The organism is Bradyrhizobium sp. USDA 4501 (genome assembly GCF_054062115.1).
In genome coordinates, this window is record NZ_JBSSEX010000001.1 from 3,705,027 (window position 1) to 3,726,954 (window position 21,928).

General features: G+C 65.1%; 18 protein-coding genes. 6 read left to right on the plus strand and 12 right to left on the minus strand.

The window, feature by feature from the left end; all coding sequences use genetic code 11:
- Positions 1 to 159: 159 nt before the first annotated feature.
- On the minus strand, positions 160 to 1,398 hold the full coding sequence (locus tag ACVWZM_RS16995; protein ID WP_076824594.1) for a CaiB/BaiF CoA transferase family protein: 1,239 nt from the start codon (positions 1,396 to 1,398) through the stop codon (positions 160 to 162).
- Positions 1,385 to 2,086, minus strand: a complete 702-nt coding sequence (locus ACVWZM_RS17000; protein WP_057015370.1) for a haloacid dehalogenase type II — start codon at positions 2,084 to 2,086, stop codon at positions 1,385 to 1,387. The genes ACVWZM_RS16995 and ACVWZM_RS17000 overlap by 14 nt, the downstream gene beginning before the upstream one ends.
- A gap of 95 nt (positions 2,087 to 2,181) precedes the next feature.
- On the opposite strand from ACVWZM_RS17000, the gene ACVWZM_RS17005 reads away from it, so the two are divergent.
- On the plus strand, positions 2,182 to 3,084 hold the full coding sequence (locus ACVWZM_RS17005; protein ID WP_456853956.1) for a LysR family transcriptional regulator: 903 nt from the start codon (positions 2,182 to 2,184) through the stop codon (positions 3,082 to 3,084).
- Here the strand turns inward: ACVWZM_RS17005 and ACVWZM_RS17010 are convergent.
- On the minus strand, positions 3,081 to 4,490 hold the full coding sequence (locus tag ACVWZM_RS17010) for an MFS transporter (protein WP_456853958.1): 1,410 nt from the start codon (positions 4,488 to 4,490) through the stop codon (positions 3,081 to 3,083). The two genes, ACVWZM_RS17005 and ACVWZM_RS17010, sit on opposite strands and share 4 nt — an antisense overlap.
- Positions 4,491 to 4,907: 417 nt before the next feature.
- On the opposite strand from ACVWZM_RS17010, the gene ACVWZM_RS17015 reads away from it, so the two are divergent.
- The gene (locus tag ACVWZM_RS17015; RefSeq protein ID WP_456853960.1) at positions 4,908 to 5,939 is read left to right on the plus strand and encodes a hypothetical protein; all 1,032 of its coding nucleotides are present in this window, start codon (positions 4,908 to 4,910) and stop codon (positions 5,937 to 5,939) included.
- Positions 5,940 to 6,052: 113 nt separating this feature from the next.
- Here the strand turns inward: ACVWZM_RS17015 and ACVWZM_RS17020 are convergent, their stop codons facing one another.
- From ACVWZM_RS17020 to bioB, 4 genes are all read right to left on the minus strand, one after another.
- Positions 6,053 to 7,315 (minus strand): adenosylmethionine--8-amino-7-oxononanoate transaminase, encoded by a 1,263-nt coding sequence (locus ACVWZM_RS17020; protein WP_456853962.1) that lies wholly within the window; start codon positions 7,313 to 7,315, stop codon positions 6,053 to 6,055.
- Complete coding sequence (gene bioD / locus ACVWZM_RS17025) at positions 7,312 to 7,944, minus strand: dethiobiotin synthase (RefSeq protein ID WP_456853964.1); 633 nt, start codon at positions 7,942 to 7,944, stop codon at positions 7,312 to 7,314. Before bioD ends, ACVWZM_RS17020 begins: the two co-directional genes overlap by 4 nt.
- Entirely contained in the window at positions 7,941 to 9,095 is a 1,155-nt protein-coding gene (locus ACVWZM_RS17030; protein ID WP_456853966.1) for an 8-amino-7-oxononanoate synthase, read from the minus strand. Before ACVWZM_RS17030 ends, bioD begins: the two co-directional genes overlap by 4 nt.
- Before the next feature lie 65 nt (positions 9,096 to 9,160).
- A complete protein-coding gene (bioB, locus tag ACVWZM_RS17035) occupies positions 9,161 to 10,156 on the minus strand; it encodes a biotin synthase BioB (protein WP_316395150.1) in 996 nt (331 codons plus the stop codon).
- Positions 10,157 to 10,280: 124 nt separating this feature from the next.
- Between bioB and ACVWZM_RS17040 the strand changes: the two genes are divergently transcribed.
- Positions 10,281 to 10,919: a GntR family transcriptional regulator gene (locus tag ACVWZM_RS17040; RefSeq protein ID WP_057015362.1), complete on the plus strand. Its 639-nt coding sequence runs from the start codon at positions 10,281 to 10,283 to the stop codon at positions 10,917 to 10,919.
- A 227-nt stretch (positions 10,920 to 11,146) separates the two neighbouring features.
- Here ACVWZM_RS17040 and greA read toward each other — a convergent pair whose 3' ends face one another.
- From greA to ACVWZM_RS17060, 4 genes are all read right to left on the minus strand, one after another.
- On the minus strand, positions 11,147 to 11,629 hold the full coding sequence (gene greA, locus ACVWZM_RS17045; RefSeq protein ID WP_076824576.1) for a transcription elongation factor GreA: 483 nt from the start codon (positions 11,627 to 11,629) through the stop codon (positions 11,147 to 11,149).
- A 79-nt stretch (positions 11,630 to 11,708) separates the two neighbouring features.
- Positions 11,709 to 14,855 carry an efflux RND transporter permease subunit gene (locus tag ACVWZM_RS17050; RefSeq protein WP_076824574.1) on the minus strand — a complete coding sequence of 1,049 codons (3,147 nt, stop codon included), beginning with the start codon at positions 14,853 to 14,855 and terminating at the stop codon, positions 11,709 to 11,711.
- Positions 14,852 to 16,087 (minus strand): efflux RND transporter periplasmic adaptor subunit, encoded by a 1,236-nt coding sequence (locus ACVWZM_RS17055; RefSeq protein WP_375166536.1) that lies wholly within the window; start codon positions 16,085 to 16,087, stop codon positions 14,852 to 14,854. The genes ACVWZM_RS17050 and ACVWZM_RS17055 overlap by 4 nt, the downstream gene beginning before the upstream one ends.
- 311 nt (positions 16,088 to 16,398) lie before the next feature.
- Positions 16,399 to 17,535, minus strand: coding sequence for a hypothetical protein (locus ACVWZM_RS17060; RefSeq protein ID WP_456853968.1), 1,137 nt, complete (start codon positions 17,533 to 17,535; stop codon positions 16,399 to 16,401).
- Between the two features lie 658 nt (positions 17,536 to 18,193).
- Here ACVWZM_RS17060 and ACVWZM_RS17065 point away from each other — a divergent pair.
- From ACVWZM_RS17065 to ACVWZM_RS17075, 3 genes are all read left to right on the plus strand, one after another.
- Positions 18,194 to 19,306, plus strand: coding sequence for a helix-turn-helix transcriptional regulator (locus ACVWZM_RS17065; RefSeq protein WP_092080909.1), 1,113 nt, complete (start codon positions 18,194 to 18,196; stop codon positions 19,304 to 19,306).
- Between the two features lie 153 nt (positions 19,307 to 19,459).
- Positions 19,460 to 19,765: a hypothetical protein gene (locus tag ACVWZM_RS17070; RefSeq protein ID WP_168856609.1), complete on the plus strand. Its 306-nt coding sequence runs from the start codon at positions 19,460 to 19,462 to the stop codon at positions 19,763 to 19,765.
- Between the two features lie 3 nt (positions 19,766 to 19,768).
- Positions 19,769 to 20,290, plus strand: a complete 522-nt coding sequence (locus ACVWZM_RS17075; protein ID WP_456853970.1) for a DUF1697 domain-containing protein — start codon at positions 19,769 to 19,771, stop codon at positions 20,288 to 20,290.
- A gap of 139 nt (positions 20,291 to 20,429) precedes the next feature.
- Here the strand turns inward: ACVWZM_RS17075 and ACVWZM_RS17080 are convergent, their stop codons facing one another.
- Positions 20,430 to 21,653, minus strand: coding sequence for a threonine ammonia-lyase (locus ACVWZM_RS17080; RefSeq protein ID WP_253625183.1), 1,224 nt, complete (start codon positions 21,651 to 21,653; stop codon positions 20,430 to 20,432).
- Positions 21,654 to 21,928 lie beyond the last annotated feature (275 nt).

The following is a 21,928-nucleotide window of genomic DNA, read 5'->3' on the forward strand; positions in this document are numbered from 1 at the left end:
TCGGCGTCGATTCAGGATTGCGCCATCCAAATTCTGTATCTTGGAAAGCGAGTTCTTAATTCCCGCGGACGGGCGCGCTTGATCAGGTAAAGGCCAGGACTGTGCTACGTGCCATTTCGCCGCACGTTGGGCGGCGCGGCGCGACCGCAGCGGCGCCGCTCACATCGACGATCGCACGAACGTCCGTCCAAAGTCGCCGAACGCGCCATCGACCGCTGACCTCTCGAGCCGATCGTCGCTCCAGCCGAGCCATTCCGTAAACACCTCGCCTGTGTGTTCGCCGAGCATCGGCGGCGGCGTGGAAGGTGGCGGCGGTTCGTCGCCGAACCGCGTCGGCCTCGCGATGAACTTCACATCTCCCGCCGCCGGATGGCTGATGGTCTGGACCATTCCCCGCTGCGTGAGTTGAGGCGTTTCGCAGACCTCGCCGACCGACTTGATCGCGCCGCACGGAATGCCCGCCGCGCCGAGCGCCTGCAGCCAGTCGGCGCGACTTCGCCGGGCAAAGATCGGCGAAAGGATCGCGACGAGCTCGTTGCGGCTCGCCGCACGCTTCGGAGCGGTTGCGAAGCGGATGTCCTCGCGCAGCTTCGGACGGCCGACGACGCCGCAAAACGCCGCCCAGAACTTGTCGTTCGCGACCCCGACATTGATCCAGCCGTCACTCGCCTCGAACGGTTCATACGGGCTGATGGTCGGATGGACATTGCCGCGGCGCTTCGGGCTTTGTCCCGAGGCGAAGTACATGCCGGCGTTGAACGTCAGCAGCGACGCCATGGCGTCGAGCATGGAGACGTCGACCCGGCCGCCCTCGCCGGTGCGGCTCTTGCGCATCAGCGCGGCCAACACCGAATGCGACGCATAAAGGCCCGTGACGAGGTCGGCGATCGACGTGCCGACCTTGGTCGGCGGTCCGTCCGGATCGCCGGTGATGTCCATCACGCCGGATTCGCCCTGCAGAATCAGATCGTAGCCGGGGCGCGCGGCGTCGGCACCGGTGCGACCGAATCCCGAAATGCTGCACAGGATGATGTCGGCCTTTCGGGCGCGCAGCGCGTCGAAGCCGAGCCCCCATTTGTCCAGGGTGCCGGGGCGGAAGTTCTCGATGACGACGTCTGCGACGGATGCAAGATCGAGCACCGCGTCGCGCCCAGCCGGCGACTTCAGATCGATGGCGCAACTTCGCTTGTTGCGGTTCACCGACAGAAAATACGCACTCTCGCCGCCGACGAAGGGGGGTCCGTAACGGCGGCTTTCGTCGCCTTGACGCGGATCCTCGATCTTGACGATGTCGGCGCCGAGATCGCCGAGCTGCATCGTGGCAAACGGGCCGGAGACCACTCGGCAGAGGTCGAGGACCCTGATGCCCGACAGCGGCTCGCGATCAGACGATCGCATCGGCGAGGTCCTTCATCGACGGCACCAGGATATCAGGCTGATGCGGCGTGATGCCGAACGGGCGGCTGCGCCGATCGATGAAGGCCGTCCGCATGCCGGCGGACTTGGCGCCGATGCAGTCGAAGGCATGATTGGCCACGAACAGCACCTGCGCCGGCTTCACGCCCATGATCTCGGCCGCTTTGGTGTAGGTCGCGACATGCGGCTTGAACGAATTGGCCTCCGCCACCGAGATCACGCGATCGAACGGGACCTTGTGGTATTGCTTCGCCGTCTCGAGCATGTCCGGATCGCCGTTCGAGAGCACGACGAGCTTGTACTTGCGTTGCAGCCGCGCGAGCGCGTCCGGCACCTCCGGAAACGGCACCAGCTTCTCGATCTCGCCCACGAGGTAACGCACATCGTCCATCGTGTAGTCGATCTTCGCGCGATCCATGACGTGGGCAACCGCGCGGTGCCCGATCTCGCGATAAGGCGTGTGCTCGCGATGCAGCAACGCATCGATCATCGAGTTCTCGAAATGCGTGCGACGCCACCACGTGACGAAGGAATCCGGATCGCCCCTCCAGCCCTTCTTCTCGAGGAACGGCGTCGCGATCCTGGTCAGGCCGCCCTGCATGTCGACGACCGTGCCGTACTGGTCGAACATGCAGATCTTCACGTCGCGCTTGATCGTCTCAAAGCTCATTGATGCCCTCCTTGGTCCTGATCGATTGATACGCGCTGCGCCATCATGGATGAAATGGATTTGTTATCTTTCGTCATTCACGATATGAATGATGGATGAACCTTCGATCCATCGACCTCAATGTGCTCGTCGCGCTGGACGCATTGCTGACCGAGCGTCACGTCACCAAGGCGGCAGACCGCGTCGGCCTCAGCCAACCCGCGATGAGCAATGCGCTTAACCGGCTGCGCGCGATGTTTAAGGACGAACTCCTGGTGCGGACCACAATCGGGATGAAGCCGACGCCCCGCGCCACCGAACTGGCGGAGCCGCTGCGCCAGGTCCTGCGCCAGGTCGAGCGCGTGATGGCGAGCGACGCCGGCTTCGATCCAGACCGGACCGAACGCACCTTCACGATCAGGATGTCGGACATTCTCGCGTGCCTGCTGCTGCCGCGACTCGCCGCAGCGCGGCCGCCGGAGGGGCGGATCTCCTACAACACGATCCATCTGCCGCCCGCCCTGACGATCGATGCGCTCGAGCGGGACGAGATCGACGTCGCGGTGAGCATGGGGCTCGAGCATTCCGCATCGATCCGTTCGGAAACGCTGCTGCGAGACCGCATGGTCTGCCTGATGCGACGCGGACACCAGATCAAGCGCGCACGGCTGACTTTTGAGCGCTTCATCGCGCAGGAGCACATGAAGGTCTCGATGAGCCCGACCGATCTTCGCTTCGTCGACGACGTGCTCGCCGAACGCGGCCATCGAAGACGCATTGCCCTGAACGTGCCGCATTGGCTGGTCGTGCCTCACGTCTTGAAGAAGACCGATCTGCTCGCGGTGATGCCGAGGCACCTCGCGACCGTGCTGATGGACGACGATCTGAGGATGGAGGAACTGCCGTTCGAGTCCGCGCCGTTCGACTGGATGTTGTACTGGCACCGCAGATACGATCAGAGCAACGCGAACGGCTGGCTCCGCGACCGGATCAGGGTGGCGTGCTCCGACCTGAACTAGGCGCCGAGGTCCGCCGGCCTCCGCGCCATGGGCGATTGACGTGCTGCCTCGGCGTCCGTGACGGCCGATGCGTCCTCTAAAGAGCGCCCCTTGGTCTCGAAACCGAACACGAGGAAGACCACGGCCTGGAAGACGAGGATGCCGGCCAGGGTCGTCAGCACGCCGGTCAGCCCCTGCCAGGCGAAGATCGCAACCACGACGTATTGAACCAGCGCGGTCGCGATGCGTCCGGATGTGGCGCAGATCGCCGTGCCGCGAAGCCGATACCGCGTCGGAAACAGTTCGGGGACGTGCATCGCGAACCCGGTCGCCAGCATCACGTAGATCGCCGTGATCAGCAGGAAGCCCACACCCGCGAGCGCAACACCATCCGGCATGTATGGATAGGCGATACCGAGCGCCGCTGCCGCAATCGACGAACAGACGATCGACAGCCTGCGTCCGAGCCGGTCCGCCAGCACGAGCCCGATCAGCGATCCGACCGGGCCGCCCAGCGCCATCACCGTGGTGTAGCCCAGCGAGGAAACCACGCTGTGGCCGCCCTTGACCATGAAGGTCGGCAGCCAGCCGATGAACCCGTAGAGGCTGAAGCCGACGACGATGTGCAACAGGCTGCCGAGCAGCGTGCGCGCGAGATACGGCGGCTGGAACAGACGCCAGACCGCGCCGGGAGACTCCTGCACCGGCGCGCGGGCAGCGACGGCAGGCAGTGTCGCCTTGCGCGCGGCCTCGACTTCGATCGCCGACAGGATCTTCTCGGCTTCATCGGCGCGTCCGTTGGCGGCGAGCCAGCGCGGCGATTCCGGCATCGACTTGCGCAGAATCCAGACGACCATCGCAAGGCAACCGACAAGGCCGAACATGTAGCGCCATCCAAGCGTCGGGATCACCCACAGGCCGACCATCGACGAGACGAACAGCGAGAAATTGGTGATCACGGCCAGTAGCCCGATCCAGCGCCCACGCGAGGAAGCCGGCACGAATTCCGTCAACGTCGCGTAGCCGACCACGATCTCTGCGCCGAGGCCAATGCCGATGATGAAACGCAGGCCGATCAGGACCATCATGTTCGGCGCGAAGGCCGCGGCGATCGAGGCGAGGCCAAAGATCGCGAGGTTCATCTGATAGGAGAAGCGGCGGCCGAACCGATCGCCGAGGATGCCGGAGCACCACGCGCCGATCGTCATCCCGACGAAGGTCGCGGAGACGAATGCGGCGTTGAGCTCGAGCGTCGACCAGCCTTCCTTGAGCACGGCGCCCAGCACGCCGCCGGCCAGATAGATATCGAACGCGTCGAGGAACATGCCGGCGCCGATCAGGGCCAGGATGCGCCAGTGGAATCCGCAGATCGGTAGCCTGTCGAGGCGCGCGCCCGCGTTGATGTCGATGTCGGCGGATCGCGCCATGCCAAACCTCTCTGCCCGGCCTTTGGCAGCCGGATGCTCCGGGCACCGATTGATGACGCGCAGGGGGTCGTCGTCCAATTCAAATCGAAAATTCGACTATTTGGCGCAGTGATGAAGCTGACGCGACCGCACCGTCGCGTTCCATCCTGACACCGAGCTGACTTGCATTCGCCGTCGTTAACGATCCCGCCGTCGCGCGATCTCGAAATCACGGTGTCAGCACAAACATTCACAACGGGTTCATGTCGCCGCCACTATTCGACTCCAACGCTGGGGGAAGAAGATTGGAGTATGTGCCATGCGCCGCATCGCCGGACTGCCTTTCGCCTTGGCTCTCAGCCTCTGCTTCTCTCACCGCTCGCGCCAGCACGCGGGCAGCTTGCCATCGGCATCACCGTCAATGCGGCGCCGCCGCCATTGCCGGTCTATGTCCAGCCGCCGATCCCCGCGCCCGGCTACATCTGGACTCCGGGCTATTGGGCATGGAGCGACGATACCGGTTACTACTGGGTGCCCGGCACATGGGTGCTTCCGCCTGCGCCTGAATTGCTGTGGACCCCCGGCTATTGGGGCTGGAACGACGGCGCCTACGCCTTCCACGCCGGATATTGGGGCGCGACCGTCGGCTTCTACGGCGGCATCTCTTATGGCTTCGGCTACACCGGCGTCGGCTATGAGGGCGGCTACTGGCGCGGCGGCAGCTTCTTCTACAACAGCTCCGTCAACAACATCTCGAACGTCTCGGTCACCAACGTCTACAACAAGACCGTCGTCAACAACACAACCAACGTCAGCTATAACGGCGGCACCGGCGGCACCACGGTGAAACCGACGCCGCAGCAGCTCGCGGCCCAGAGCGGGCACCACGTGGCCGCGACCGGCGAGCAGACGCGACACGCGGAAGCGGCGATGAAGAATCCGGCGCTGACGCTCGCCAACAACCATGGTCATCCGGCGGTCGCCGCGACCGCGCACGCAGCACGGTTCAGCGGCGCCGGCGTGGTGGCCGCGCGCCCGGGCAAGCCGATCGCGGCGCCGCCGCCCCGACATGCGCAACCCACGGCCGCACACGCCTTGCCAACGGGACATGCTCTCCCGACGGGGAATGCTCCGCCGCCAGGACATGCCCTGCCGACAGCAAATGCTTCGCCGGCCGGACACGCTCTACCGACGGGGAACGCTTTGCCGCCGGGACACGCCTTGCCGACTGCGCATGCTCTCCCCGGCACCGGCGCACATCCCGCACCCGCGCCGCACGTCGCTCCGCCGGCGTCAAGACCGCAGCTCGTGCAGCATGCACCGCCGCAGCCACGCGCGGTCGCGCATCCACCGGCACCGCGCGTCGCGCAAGCGGTTGTGCATCGGCCCGCGCCGCCGCATGTGTCACGACCGGCGCCACGGCCGCATCCTGCTGCGAGGCCGCGTCCGGCGCCACACCAACACTCATGATCGGGCTCATCGGCGTGCCTGCAAGGGCACGCCGATGTCGTATGAGACCCCATCGCGCACACCACGACCGCGATGCGATCATCATCCCTGACTTTTGGGCGCGAAGCGCGCCGTCAAGCCAGCGCGTCGGCCGCACAGCTGATCCCGTCGTAGATCTCCTCGAGATCCGCCTCGGTGACGCAATAGGGCGGCATGACGTAGATCGTGTTGCCGAGCGGCCGCAGCAGCAGATTGCGGCGTTCGAAGAAGGCCTGAAGCTTTGGGCCGATGCCGGCGAGATAGCCCGCATCGCTCGCCTTCAGATCAAGTGCGGTGACGGTCCCGGTGCGGCGGACGTTCTCGAAGCGCGCGTCGGCACGGAACGCGGCGAGCAGACGCTCCTGCATCGCAGCCACCGCGGAGACGCGCGCGCCTGCACCGTGTTGCCAGAGCTCGAGGTTTGCTTTTGCAGCAGCGCAGGCGACCGGGTTTGCCGTGTAGGAGCTGGAGTGGAAGAAGGTGCGCGAACGATCGCTGGAATAATGCGCGTCGTAGATCTCGGCCCGGCAAAGCGTCACCGCGAGCGGCAGCGAACCGCCGGTGAGGCCCTTCGAATAGCAGGCGATATCGGGCCTGACGTCGGCCTGCTCGCAGGCGAACAAGGTGCCGGTGCGGCCCCAGCCGGTCATCACCTCGTCGGCGATGAACAACACGCCAGCGGCTGCGCAGATGCGTTTCATTTCCTTCAGCACCCAGGGCGGATACATCAGCATCCCGCCCGCACCCAGGATCAGCGGTTCGACAATGAACGCTGCCGCGAATCCCTTCCTGCACGCGGCTTCGAGCGCGTCGAGCGTCGTCTGTTCATGGCCAGGCGCCGGAAACGGGATCGACGCGACGTCGAACAGCAGCGGCTCGTAAGCCTTGTTGAAGACGCCGCGCGCGCCGACGGACATCGTCCCGACCGTGTCGCCATGGTAGGAGTTTTCCATTACGATGATCTGCGTGCGCGTCGCGCCGATATTGTGCCAGTAGCCGAGCGCCATCTTCAGCGCCACCTCGACGCTGGTCGAGCCAGAGTCGGAGAAGAACACGTAATCGAGCCCATCGGGCGCCAGCTTCAACAGCCGCGCGGCGACCTGCTCGGCCGGATCGTGGGTGTGGCCCGCGAAGATGATCTGGTTGAGCTGCTCCGCCTGGTCCTGGATCGCGCGCGCGATGTGCGGATGGCAATGGCCGTGGGTCACGACCCACCAGGATGCGATCGCATCGATGATGCGGCGATCATCCGCGGTGTAGAGATAGGCGCCCTCCCCACGCACGATCCTCGTCATCTCGCCGTGCAGCGCGTGCTGGGTGAACGGGTGCCAGATCGGCGACTTCCGAGCGGATGTCATGGATTGAAATCTTCCCGCCGGAACGACGCCTTGAACGCTGCCTGCAGCGTGTCTGCCGCAAGCGGAGCAAGCCAGGGCAACCGGCCTAGCCGGCGCACCTGCCCGATCTCGCAGATCGCGCGCTCGCTCTCGGGATTGCTCTCGCCGATGAATGCGATCCCGTGAATGTCGATCCCGCGCGTGCGCAGCGCCTCGACCGACAACAGCGAGTGATTGATGGTGCCGAGCGCGGTGCGGGCGCACAGCACGACCGGAAGGCGCCATCGCGCGAAGATATCGATATAGAGCGTGTTGCCGTCGAGCGGCACCATCAGCCCGCCGGCGCCCTCGATCACCAGCGGACGGTCCCCGGCATCGGGCACGCCGAGCGCGGCAGCGTCGATGCGCACGCCGTCGAGTGCAGCAGACTGATGCGGCGAAGCCGGCGTTCGAAGCCGGTAACGCTCCTGCACGATGCGATCCGCCAGGAGCCCGCCAAGCCGTGCGACCAGTTCCGCATCGGTTTCCTCCTCGAGGCCGGCCTGAACCGGCTTCCAGTAGCGCGCGCCGAGGAAGCCGGCGAGGCCCGCGGAGAACACCGTCTTTCCGATCCCGGTATCGGTGCCGGTGATCACGATCCGGCTCGTCATCGCGACCAGCCTTTGGTCTCGTCGACCAGCGCGTCGAGCAGCGCGCGCACGTCGTCCTCGTCGACATTAAGGGTCAGCGCAATCCGCAACCGGGCAGAGCCTGCCGGCACGGTCGGCGGCCTGATGCCTCTGATATCGAAGCCGCGCGCCTGCAGCGCAGACGCCAGCTGCATCGCACGCGCATTGTCGCCGACGATATAGGGCACGATCTGCGAGCGCGACGGGCTGCGCCAACCGCGCAGGTCGAGCTCGCGATGCGTGAACGCGACCAGTTTTGCCAGGCGCTGCTGATGCACGGGCTCCTGCTGCAGGATCAGCAGCGCCTCGCGCACGGCGACGGCCACAAGTGGCGACGGTGCAGTGGCGAAGATGAACGGGCGGCAGCGATTGATCATGAAGTCGCGCAGCACGGTCGAAGCGGTGACCAGCGCGCCGGCGGCGCCCAGCGCCTTGCCGCAGGTATGAACGATCACGAGGTTCTCGCGCCCCTCATAGGACGCCGTCAGCCCACGCCCCTGCTCGCCATAGACGCCGGTGCCATGCGCCTCGTCCACCATCAGGAACGCGTCGTGCCGGTCCGCGATGGCGACGAGGTCGTCGAGCGGCGCGACGTCGCCATCCATGCTGTAGACGCTTTCGACCACGATCCAAGCCCGGCCCGTGCCGCCCTCGGCACGCCAGCCGCGAATGGTGTCTTCGACCGACTGGGGATCATTGTGCGCGCTGATCCGGAATTCGGCCCGGCCGGCCCGCGCGCCTTCATGGATGCTGGCGTGCACGAGAGAATCGAGCACCAGGAGATCGCCGCGCTGCGGCAGCGTCGTCAGCACGGCGAAATTGGCGACATAGCCGCCGCCGAAGAACAGCGCCGTCTCGGCTCCAAAGAACGCGGCGGCTTCGGCCTCTAGCCGTTCGTGCTCCTCGCAATTGCCGCGCAGCAGCCGCGACCCACCGGCGCCGATCGGTGTGCCGGCCTCGAGCGCGGCCGAGACCGCATTCTTGATGCGCGGCGCGTTCGCGAGCGCCAGATAGTCGTTCGAGACGAAATCGATGCCTGCGCGCGGCTTGAGACCGCGCAGCCGATCGTCCTTGCTCAGGGCGTGCAAGGCCGCGGCGTAATCAGCGACCTTGGCCGCATGGATTGCGCTCATGCTTCTCTCTCAGATTTGTAGTTGGTCGCGCGGCGAATCCCGCCGCGCGCGTGCCGGAGTTGCGCTCAGGCGAGGGCGGAGTTGATGCCGAGCCGGTCCAGCAAATCGGCGTCGCGATCGCGCTGCGGGTTCCTGGTGGTCAGCAGCACATCGCCGATGAAGATCGAATTCGCGCCGGCGAGGAAGCACATCGCCTGCAGCTCGTCGGTCATGTATTGCCGTCCGGCCGACAGCCGCACCACGCTCTTCGGCATCATGATCCGCGCAGTGGCAACCAGACGCACCAGCGCGATCGGATCGGGCCGTTCCGCGGTGTCGTTGACCGGAACGCCATTGACCTCGTTCCACAGATTGATCGGCACGCTCTCCGGATGGCTGGGGAGATTGGCAAGCAGCATCAGCATGCCGAGCCGGTCATCGACCTGTTCACCCATGCCGATAATGCCGCCGCAGCAGACCTTGATGCCGGCGTCGCGCACATGCGCGAGCGTATCGATGCGATCCTGCAGGGTGCGGGTGGTGATGATCTTGTCGTAGAACTCGGGCGAGGTGTCGACGTTGTGGTTGTAGAAATCGAGCCCGGCGTCAGAGAGACGCTCGGCCTGCTTTGGCGTCAGCATGCCGAGCGTGACGCAGGTTTCCATGCCGAGGCCCTTCACCGCGCTGACCATGTCGCAGACCTGATCGAGATCGCGGTCCTTCGGGCTGCGCCAGGCCGCAGCCATGCAGAAGCGGGTTGCGCCGGCGTCCTTGGCGCGCTGCGCGACCGCGACCACTTCGTCCCGCGGCATCAGGCGAGTGGCCTTCAGGCCGGTGTCGTAATGCGCGCTTTGCGAGCAGTAGCCGCAGTCTTCCGGGCAGCCGCCGGTCTTGATGCTGAGCAGGCTCGCGGTTTCGACATGGTTCGGATTGAAGTTGGCGCGATGCACGCCTTGCGCCTGAAACATCAAATCCGCGAACGGCAAATTGTAGAGTGCTTCAGCCTCGGTACGGTCCCAGGTCTTGCGGGGCGCTGCACTGGTGCCGCTGTCGGTCCGTTCGATTTCCACGACATCAACCATATGGCTTGCTTTCTCGTTTGCTGTGGACCATAGATAATCTGGCATATTATCTATGATCTGTGGACTTAGAACGATGCTAGCCGAGCCAGTACGCGCGCGCACCCGTTTTTACGATAGATAATCTATGACGAGCGAAGGCGAGAACACGACCACCGCGGGGCGCATCGCCGAAGCGATCGGCGAGCGCATCATCAACGGCGAATTGCTGCCGGACGCGCCGCTGCGGCAGGATCATGTCGCGCGCGAATTCCATTCGAGCCACGTGCCGGTGCGCGAGGCCTTCAGGCAATTGGAGGCGCAGCATCTCGTTGTTGCGGTGCCGCGACGCGGGGTGCGGGTCGCGCCGCTCGACACCAGGTCGGTGAAGGAAATCGCCGAGATGCGCGCCGCGCTCGAAGTGGTCGCGTTGCGCAATGCCGCCCCCAGGCTCACATCGGCCCATCTGGCACGGATCGAACTCGCCATGATCCAAGGCGACAATGCCGAGACGGTGCAGGATTTCGAGATGGCCAATCGCGCCTTTCACCATGCGCTGGTGGCGCCGTGCGCGATGCCGCGGCTGCTTGCCAGCCTCGACGGCCTGCAGCTTGCGAATTCGCGACTGGTGTTCGCGATGGCGCGCAACGCCGGCTGGCGGCCGCGGCCGAGCCAGGATCATCGCGTGATCCTGCAGGCGCTGCGCGCACGCAACATCGAACAGGCCTGCAGCCTGCTGGCGCGGCATATTCAGACTATCGAGCGGCTTGCCCTGCCGGCAGCGTGATCACTTTGCTCCGAATCGAGCGGTGGACTCCGGTTCACCTCGCCCCGCGTGCGGGGAGAGGTCGGAACGCATCGGCAGATGCGTTCCGGGTGAGAGGGGGGTCTCCGCGAGAGTATCTGTCTCCGCGTGTGCGGAGGCAGCCCCTCACCCCAAACCCTCTCCCCGTAAGAACGGGGCGAGGGGACGCGCCGCCTTTGCGACCGCCATTCAATCTAATCCCATCCTCTCTAAGCGATCGCGACGATCTCCAGCTCCTGATCGCCCGAGCCTGCGACGTCGCCCAGGGCTTTGCCCATCAGCGACCTCGCTACCGGCGAGACAAAGGAAATCGAGCCTGCCTTTGGGTCGGCTTCGTCCTCGCCGACAATGCGATAGGTCTGCACCCGCCCGTCGGCGCGGCTGAAAGTCACCGTGCTGCCGAAGGCAACAGTTTCGGTGGAAGCAGGGTCAGGCACGACCTGCGCGGTGCGGAGCCGCTCTGTGAGATAGCGCGCGTCGCGCAACGGAACCGCCGACTGCCGCCGCCGTTCGTTGACGTCGTCCAGCTGCTGCGCGGCCTCAAGGGCCTCGCGTGCCGCCTGGAGCTCACGCTCCAGCGCCTTGCGTCCTGCTTCGGTCACCAGGTTGGGATGCGGCGAAATGGGGCGGTCCGGCAACAGCGTTTCGGACGCGGTCTCGGCACTTTCTTCCTTGGTGAAGGCAACGCTCAATCCAGAACTCCATCGATGAGGCCAGCAGCATAGACCCGCCCCACGCGCCTCCCTAATGCGCGAAGGGATTAGGCAGGATCTAATGCGAGGCAGGCTGTTCCGCCTTGGTCCGTCTGCCGAAGCGGTTCTTTACACCCTCGCGCCAGCCCTGGAAGGTGACGAACAGCATCGGCACCAGGAAGATGCCGACCGAGCTTGCGGCGAGCATACCGCCGAACACCGCGGTGCCGACCGCACGGCGGCTGATTTCCGCGGCACCGGTCGCGACCACCAGCGGCACCAGGCCGAGGATGAAGGCAATTGATGTCATCATGACGGCGCGGAAGCGCATTTGCGCGCCCATCGTCGCGGCCTCCGCGATCGGCTTGCCGGCCTCGCGCTGCTCCTTGGCGAACTCGACGATCAGGATGCCGTTCTTGGCGGCGAGCGCGATCAGCACCACGAGGCCGATCTGACCGTAGAGATCGAGGTTGAGGCCCGCGAGCTTGATCGCAAGATAGGAACCGAACACGCCGACCGTGACCGATAGCAGCACGGGAATCGGGATCGTCCAGCTCTCATACAGCGCGACCAGGAACAGATAGGCAAACAGCACCGCGAGGCCGAGAATGATGCCGGTCTGGCCGGAGGCCGCCTGCTCCTGATAGGCCGTGCCGGTCCACTCGTAGGAATAGCCGGAAGGCAGCGTCGACTTGGAGAGCTCGGCCATCGTCGCGATCGCGGTGCCCGAGGACACGCCCGCCGCCGGGCTGCCGTTCACGGTGACCGAACGATAATTGTTGTAGCGCGTGATCACCTGCGGTCCGGTCACGATGCGCAGGCTTGCGATCGAGCGGATCGGCACCATCTCGCCGCCGCTGTTGCGCACATAGATCTGCCAGATGTCGGGAATGTCGCGGCGATCGGTGGCATCGCCCTGCACATTGACCTGCCAGGTGCGGCCGAACAGGTTGAAGTTGTTGACGTAGATGCCGCCGAGCGTGGCCTGCAGCGCGGTGAAGACGTCGGCCATGTTGAGGCCGAGCGCCTGCGCCTTGGCGCGATCGATGTCGAGATAGACCGACGGGTTGGTCGCGGTGAAGGTCGAGAACACGCGGGCCAGATTCGGATTGCGGTTCGCAGCACCGATCAGCCCGCCCATCACGCTGCTGAGCGAGGCCGGATCCTGCCCTTCGAGCGCCTCGAGCTGATATTCGAAACCGCCGGAGGTCGAAAGCCCGATGATCGGCGGCAGGTTGAATGGCAGCACCGAGGCCTGACGGATCTGCGATCCCCCGACGAAGGTCTGCCCGATCGCAGCCTGCACCGAGTCGGTGACAGCCTTGCGATCGGCGAACGCCTTCATGCGCGCCACCATGAATGCCGAATTCGGCTCGCTGGCACCGTCGAGCAGCGAGAAACCGATGATCGACAGCACATGGTCGATCGCCGGATTCTTCTTCAACAGCGCCTCGACCTGCTTGGTGACCTCGCTGGTGCGTGCCACCGACGCGCCGTCGGGCAATTGCACCGCGATGAAGAAGGCGCCCTGATCCTCCTCGGGCAGGAAGCCGGTCGGCGTGATCTTCGACACGCCGAACACCGCGCCGGCAAACACCAGCACCGCAACCAGTGACAGCACCGCCACACGAACCAGCCGTTGCACCACGCCGGCGTAGCGGTCACGTACCCAGTCGATGCTGCCGAGCACCCGTCCCATGATGCCGCGGCGCGGCCCGCCATGACGCAGGAACACGGCGCACAGTGCCGGCGACAAGGTCAGCGCATTCAGCGCCGAGATCACCATCGCGGCGCTGATCGTCACCGCGAACTGGCGGAACAGCGTGCCGGAAATGCCGGGGATGAACGCGATCGGCACGAACACCGAGAGCAGCACCAGCGAGATCGCGATGATCGGCGCCGTGATCTGCGCCATCGCCTTCTTGGTGGCGTCGGCCGGCGATAGCTCCGGCTCCTCCTCCATGACGCGCTCGACGTTCTCGACCACGACGATGGCGTCGTCGACCACGATGCCGATCGCCAGCACCATCGCCAGCAGCGAGACTGTATTGGCCGAGTAGCCCAGCGCCAGCAGCACCGCGAACGCGCCGATCAGGCTGACCGGAACCGCGACCGCGGGGATCACCGTGGCGCGCAGATTGCCGAGGAACAGGAACACCACGATCACGACGAGCACGAAGGCTTCGCCGAGCGTCTTCATCACCTCCTTGATCGTATCGGACACGAAGGTGGTGGAGTCGTACTGTACGAGATAGGTCAGCCCCGGCGGAAACCGCTCCGACAGCCGCGCAAGCGTGGCCTGCACCGCCTTGGCCGTGGTCACGGCATTGGCGCCAGGCGCGAGATAGATGCCCATCGGCACGCCGGGATTGCCGTCGATCCGCGACTCCGAATCCATGTTCTGCGCGCCGATCTCGACACGAGCAACGTCCCGGATCCGCAGCACCGAGCCATCCGGATTGGCCCGCAGCACGATGTCGCCGAACTGCTTGGATGTCGTCAGGCGGCCCTGCGTCTGCACATTGAACTGGAACTGCTGGTCATTGCTGATCGGACGCGCGCCGATGCGGCCGACCGGCGCCTGCACGCTTTGGGCCCGGATCGCGGCGATCACGTCCGACGGCGCCAAATTGAGGCTGGTCAGGCGCTGGGTGTCGAACCAGATCCGCATCGAGTAGTTCAGCTTCGCGAACAGCGAGGCCTGTCCGACACCAGGCGTGCGCGAGATCGCGTCCAGCACGTTGATGATGGCGTAGTTGGTGATGAACAGCGGATCCTGATCACCGCTCTTGCTGTACAGCACGATGAATTGCAGCACCGCCGAGGATTTCTTCTGCACGGTCAGGCCCTGCGCCTGCACCTCGGTCGGCAATTGCGCGAGCGCACTCTGCACGCGGTTGTTGACGTTGACGGTGTTGATATCAGGATCGGTGCCGAGCGCGAACGAGACCGTCAGCGTGTAGCTGCCGTCATTGCCGCTGGTCGACTTCATATAGAGCATCTTGTCGACGCCCACGACCTGCGCTTCCAGCGGCTGGGCGACGCTCGATTCCACCACTTCGGCCGATGCGCCGGGGAATACGGCGGAGACCGTGACCTGCGGCGGCACGATGTCCGGAAACTGCGCGACCGGAATCTGCATCAGCGCCAGCGCGCCCGCGATCGTGATCACGAACGCGATGACGATCGCAAGCCGCGGACGATCGACGAAGACGGCAGAAATCATGGGTTATTACCCGTCGATTTCGGCGCGCTGCTCGCGGCGCCATCCGCCGAAACCTTCATGCTCGACTGGATCAGCGCGCTGACGGGCCCCGGCGCCACCACCTCGCCCGGCTTGACCTTCTGCAACCCCTCGACGACGACCTTGTCGCCGAGCGAGATGCCGCTCGTCACCGCCGCAATCGTTGCGGTCGATTGCCCAAGCTGGATCCGCCTTTGCTCGGCCTTGTTGTCCGCGCCGACGACATAGACATATTCGCCCTGCTGGTCCGACAGCACTGCCGAACGCGGGATAGCCAGCACCTCGACCGGCTGCACGCCTTCGAGGAGAACGGTCACGAACTCATTGTCGGTGAGTTCGCGGAGCGAGCCGCCAGCCGCGACGGAAGTATATGTCGGCGGATTGGGGATGGTGCCGCGCAGGGAGATGGTATCGGTGTTCTGCGCGATCGTGTTGTTGACGAAGTTCAGTTCGCCGGTCTTGTCGAAGAGCCGGCCGTCCGGCAACCGCAGGCGGATGACGACGGCCTTGAAGCCGCCGCGCGTCGCATAACGGTCGCGCAGATCGAGCGCCTCGCGCACCGGCACGGGAAAGGTGACATACATCGGGTCCTGGCTGACGATTGTCGTCAGGGTTCCCGAGCTCGGCGTCACGACGTTGCCCTCGGTGACCGCGGTGCGTCCGATCCTGCCGTCGATCGGCGAGTGGATCATGGTGTAGTCGAGATTGATCTGGGACAGGTCGACCTGCGCCTGCGCGGCCTGCACCTGCGCCTCGAGGCTCTGCTGGTTGGCGACCGCCGCATCAACATTGGATTGCTGGCCGGCCGGGCCGCCCATCAGGGCCTTGGCGCGATCGGTGGTCAGCTTGGCGTTGACCAGCGTCGCCTGCAATTGGGCGACCTGTGCCTTCTTCGATGCGAGATCGGCTTCGAACGGTCCGCGCTCGAGTTGATACAAGAGATCACCGGCCTTGACCTCGGAGCCCTCGACAAAGTTCCGCTTGTCCAGGAACGCGGTCACACGCGCCACCACGTTGACGCGGTTGGGGGCTTCGATGCGTCCGAGAAATTCATTGGTTTCGGTGATCGGCCGCTTCACCGCCTCGAACACGCCCACGGCAGGAGGCCCGGGCGGCCCCGCCTGGGCATGGGCCGCCGATACTCCCGCCGCCATTAGTCCCGCCGATACGAGAAACCCTGCCAAGCCACCGAGCATGCGTTCCGTACCACTCATGCAGTCCAACCCTTCGGCTACCAACAGACGCTACGAGACGGATATGACGTCGAGTTCCCTCAGACCCGAAGGTCAGGATGGGCAGTGCGTTGCAGCAGATCATAACGCGGCCAATCCGACAATGCTGTAAGCTGATCGCGATCGTTGCGCCGATCCCGACGACAGCCAGCTTTGTGAAGCGCCGCGACGCCACCATGACACAGCCATTGCGGCCGCGCGGACCGGCTCAGTGCATGCCGCCGTCGCCGAAAGCTCCCGTCAATGTGATCCCACACGAGCGCACTCTCGGTACCCTCGAGGTCAGGCTGCGCTCACAACGCGATGGCGTTCTTCAAGCGAGAGGTGTCTTGATAGGCTGGCGACGCCAGACGTTCGGATAGCCACGGCCGCGCGCGCTTGCCGCTGACCTCGTGCACACCGTCGAAGATGTCCATGTCGATCAAATGCGGATGGCCTGACGATGCGTAGACCGACTGCATTTGAGAAAACTTTTCATCCCGCCCAAGTTCCAGCGCGTTTGCACCGTCACGGCTCCCGATCTCGACGAACAGCGGACACGGGCAGAGCAAGTACGCCAGCTCCGCGCCGGTGTACTTGGCGCGGCCGTTGCTGAAATGAATGTAAGCCGCAAGTTCGACGCCGAGATTCCTGGTGATCACGGATGACATCAGGAACTTCTTCTCGTCGCGCATATATCCGGACACGACAGTCGGCCGCATCTGCCCCGTCGCGGCTTCCAGATGCAGCGCGAGAAAGGCGCCCCAGGACACCCCGTAGACGCCGACATTCAAACCCGACACGCCGGTGAGCTTTCTGCAAACGATTTCGCCGGCGTCGAGCGATGCGCATGACACGTTGTGGGCGGAGATGCCGTGAGATGCCAGCATCGCGGCGATGTTGTTCTGGCTCTCCTGATTTCCGATCTGGACGATGTAAGGACACCAGACGACGTAACCGTCCCGACATAGCCGTTTGCCGAGCGCGTTCATGTAGTCCTTGTCGGCATCGTCGAAGCAGCGCTCCGGCGTGCTCGCCATGCCGTGGCCGAGCAGGATCAACCCCTTGAATTCTCCGTCGGGAATTCCAAGACATCCGCGCACCGGCACGCCGCATTCCAGATCGAACTCGACCTTCACGACCGAGAAGCCATCCGCCGGCGCGCGCCAGAGCACCCGGATCTCGTCGTGCGACGGCCGATAAAGCCGCCGCGCGCGGAAGAGAGATCGCATCTCTCCGCGAATCTCCGAACCGGTTGCCACCGCGCGCAGCCTGCCGCTTGCCGCGATATCGAACAACGACCGGCAGAACTGATCGTAGCCAAGGGTCGGCAAGTCGACATTCGCGCATGATCCCTGGCAATGGCCCAGCACCAGCCTGTCGCTGCCGGCCCGCGACGAGGGGCCGACCAGCGTCATCAACAATCCGGAAAGAGCCCTGCGACTGATCATCGACTCTCCCCGAGCCGACGATGGCTCGTATGAATGTCAGAGGTGGCCGCTCAAAGCGCGATCAGACCCGGTTTGAATCGTCATCGCGCCTTAGGCCGCCCGTTAGGCATGATCCTTTTCGAAAAACCGCTTCGCACTTTTCCGGATCATGCCCTAGCTGGCGCCACGGATTGCGCGGATACAAATTAAAGGATGTTCATGCTCGAACGATCGCGTGCAACGTTGCAAATGTGTGACGCCGGCGGGCTTGGCGCAGCGCCAGTCATGCCAATCCGGTTTCGGGATGCTTCGGAATGTTTCCATCTGTCACGTAGCTTCGATTTCGCCGCGCGCGGCGATGATCGTCAGGCCCTGATTATCGAGTCTTCATCAAGTCCCTATCAAGTCATGGGGCCGCCCCGCCGACCTGGCATCGAGCTTCGCCTTCGTCGTCCGTGCGCCGGCGGCCGCGCGCCGGATCGCAGCCGAGCGAGCGAGACCCCGGCCGCCGCGCGAAAATCGCGAAGAAGAGGCGGCGAAAACGTCGGAATTCCCTCCTGATGCGCGTGAACGCGCACCGGAATAACCCGGACTCGTGGGTTGGGCCGAATTACTCTACGCAATATTTCCGGGGTCGATGGGTTTATCTATTGGGCAACAACGGTTTTTGGGATGACCGATGGCGAACGACCTGCACGAGCATCTGATTGAACTGGCCTATGAGGCCGCGGTCGTCCCCGAATTGTGGCCGAATGTCCTGCATCAGGTCGGTGCAATCGCGCGTGCGCGCGGTATCGTGCTGCTGACGGCGGCCCCACACGACGTCCGCTGGGTCGCGTCGCCCGACATGCACGACGACACGGTGGCCTATGTCGAGGGCGGCTGGCACGAGCGCAACGGGCGATTGCCGCGCCTGCTCGCGGCCAACCATGCCGGCTTCCTGCGCGACATCGACGTGTTCGATACGCCCGAGGAGGTGCAGCAGGACTTCCAGATCCGCGAATTCTTCCGCCCGCGCGGGCTCGGATGGGGCGCCGGTACTGCGATCCCGGTGCCGAGCGGCGACGTGCTGATCTACAGCGTCGAGCGTGAATACCAGCACGGACCGATCGAGCGGGAAGCAATCGAGCAGCTCGACGCGCTGCGGCCGCATCTGGCGCGTGCCGCGCTGCTGTCGGCACGGCTCGGGATGGAGCGCGCCAGGGCGGCGACCGAATCGCTGGCGATGCTCGGCCTGCCCGCGGCAGTGCTGCGGCGCGGCGGCCGCCTGATGGCAGCCAACACGCTGTTCGACCGCCTGGTGCCCGACGTGATGCAGGATCGCGGCGAGCGCCTGACGCTGGCGGCGACCACTGCCGATGCGCTGTTCGCACAGGCGCTAGCCGCGCTTGATCAGGGACTGATCAGCGTGGAGGTGCGCTCGGTGCCGATCGCGGCGCAGGAGGATCGGCCGCCGCTGATCGTGCATCTGGTCCCGATCCATGGCGCGGCGCGTGACCTGTTCGACCGCGCGGCGGCGATCGTGATCGTGACGCCGGTGGTGCCGGCCGAGGTGCCGACCGCGGAAGTGCTGCAGGGCCTGTTCGACCTGACACCGGCGGAGGCGCGCGTGGCGCGCGGCATTGGCGAAGGACGCACCGTCGAGGCAATCGCCGGCGCTTTCGGCATCTCCCGCGAAACGGTGCGCAACCAGCTCAAGGCGGTGCTGGCCAAGACCGGACTGGGCCGGCAGGTGGAGCTGGCCAGACTGCTCGCCGGCGCGAAGGTGCCGCCGGGGTCGTCAGGAGACTAGCGCACGCCGCGCAAGCCTCGGTACAGGGGTCGATGCGATCCTCCGGGAATTCGCAAAACGATCGCATGTTCAAACGGCACCGGTTACGCTAGGGGTAGCTCCCGTCCCTCCGTGCGCCCTCCCGGCGCACGTCCAGTCAATGAGTGCATCTGAATGGCCGAAGCCGACCTCGACGCCGTCATCCGGCAAACCGCAAAAGCGCAGACCAAGGCCGTGATGGCGGCTGCCAAGAAGCGCCAAGCCGTCTGGGTCGCGCGCGCGGCCAAGGCCAAGGACAAGGAGACCAAGGCGCGCTTCCGCTTCCTGGCCAAGAGCACGATGCTGAACGCAACCGCGACCGCCAAGCGGTTGCAGAATTCGGCCGAGAACGCCGCCGACGCCTATGCGCGCGCCATGAAGAAGGCGATGGAAGAGCCGCCGCCGGCCAAGAAGCCTGCGAAGAAGAAAACCGACGGCTAGTCGATGCCGCGTTACGTCGTCCTGCTGCGCGCGGTCAATGTCGGCGGCACCGGCAAGCTACCGATGACCGAGTTGAAGGCAATGTGCGGCGATGAAGGATTTGCCGACGCGCAGACCTATATCGCCAGCGGCAATGTCGTGTTCTCCTCGAAGCTCGGCGCGGCCAAGGTCAAGGCCACGCTGGAGCGGCGGCTGCAGGCCTATGCCGGCAAGCCGGTCGGCGTCGCCGTCCGCAGCGCGGACGAGATCGCCGCGGTGCTGAAGGCCAATCCGTTTCCGAAAGCGCCGCCGAACTATACTGTCGCGATCTTCCTCGACGAGCCGCCGCCCAAGGACGCCTTGAAGGACATCAAGGGCCAGCAGGACGAAGAGGTGCGGCTCGGCAAGCGCGAGATCTATGTCGCCTATGGCAGCGGCATGGGCCGCTCGAAGCTGAAGATCCCCGCCGCCGCCAAGGGCACCGCGCGCAACATCAACACCATCGCGAAGCTCGCCGAGCTGGCGGCGGGGGACAACGAGGGTTAGTTCGCCCATTGAAATCCGTCATCCTGAGGAGCGCGCACTTGCGCGCGTCTCGAAGGATGCACGGCCCGGCTGGTGGCCGAATCATCCTTCGAGGCTCGCTCCGCTCGCGCCTCAGGATGACGGTCAAGCAGTCTGACAGCTAACTCTCCCGCACCGCGAATCCTTCGGCGCTGAGCCTTGCCAGCACCTCCTCCAGATGGGCGCGGTCGCGGGTTTCGATCACGAGCTCGAGCAGCGTCGCCTTCGCCGGAAGATCGGAGAAAGTGCGCTGATGCGAGACCTCGATGATGTTGGCGCCGGCATCGGCAAGCAGGATCGACACCGCCGCGAGCTGTCCGGGCCGGTCGACGATGTCGAGCGCCAGTTGCGTCAGTCGTCCCTCGCGCGCGAGCTCGCGGGTCAGGACCGAGGCAATCAGCCTGGTGTCGATATTGCCGCCGGTCAGCACCAGGCCGACTGAGCTGCCCGCAAAGCGCTCGGGAGCTGCGAGCACCGCCGCGAGACCGGCAGCGCCGGCGCCTTCGACCACCGTCTTTTCGATCGAGATCAGGGTCGCGACCGCGCGCTCGATCTGGTCCTCGCTGACCAGGATGATGTCGTCAACGAGCTCGCGCACGATTTTCGTGGTGATCTGCCCGGGCGCCTTGACCGCAATGCCCTCGGCGAGGGTGTCGCCGCGCATCGGCAGCTGCTCGCCTTTGACCGCATTGTACATTGACGGATAGAGCTGGGCCTGCACGCCGACGACCTGGATCGACGGCTTCAGTGCCTTCGCGGCCGTGGCGATGCCCGAGATCAGCCCGCCGCCGCCGATCGGTACCACCAGGATATCGAGCTCCGGCACCGTCGCGAGCATTTCAAGTCCGATCGTGCCTTGCCCTGCAATGATCAGCGGATCGTCATAGGGATGGATCAGGATCAGGCCCTTCTGCGCGGCATGCGAGCCAACGAACGCGAAGCATTCTTCCAGCGTCTGCCCGGTGATGATGACCTCGGCGCCGTGCCGTCTGGTGTTCTCGATCTTCACCATCGGCGTCCCGATCGGCATCACGATGGTAGCGGGGATGCCGAGCCGCTTGGCGTGATAGGCGACGCCCTGGGCGTGATTGCCGGCAGACATCGCGATCACGCCGCGCTTGCGCTCCTCTGGCGACAGCGCCTGCAGGCGATTCAGCGCGCCGCGCTCCTTGAACGTCGCGGTGAACTGCAGGTTCTCGAATTTGAGGAACAGGCGGCAGCCGCAGATCTCGCCCAGCGTGCGGCTCTCGTTGCAGGCCGTGACCATGACCGCATCCCGGATCACATCCGCGGCACGGCGTATGTCGGCAAGGGTGATGGCGGCGGTATGGGCAGGCTGCGGCATCGGGTTTCGCTTTGGTCCCGTTTCGTCAGACGGAACCTAGCGGGTTTCGGCGCCGAACACGACCGCGCTTTAGCGTGCGGTCAACACCCGTTCCTCCGGCCTCGCCGGCCCGGTCAGTTAAACCTCATCACATTTCGGGCATACCAGCGCGGTGCGGAAATGCTTGTCGAACACAATGGTTCGCGTCCTGCCGCACTGGCAGCGCATCGGCTTATCCATGGAAGACCGGCCCGGGTTAGAGATGCAAGGAAAGCGTGCGCCCGGCTACCTCGGTC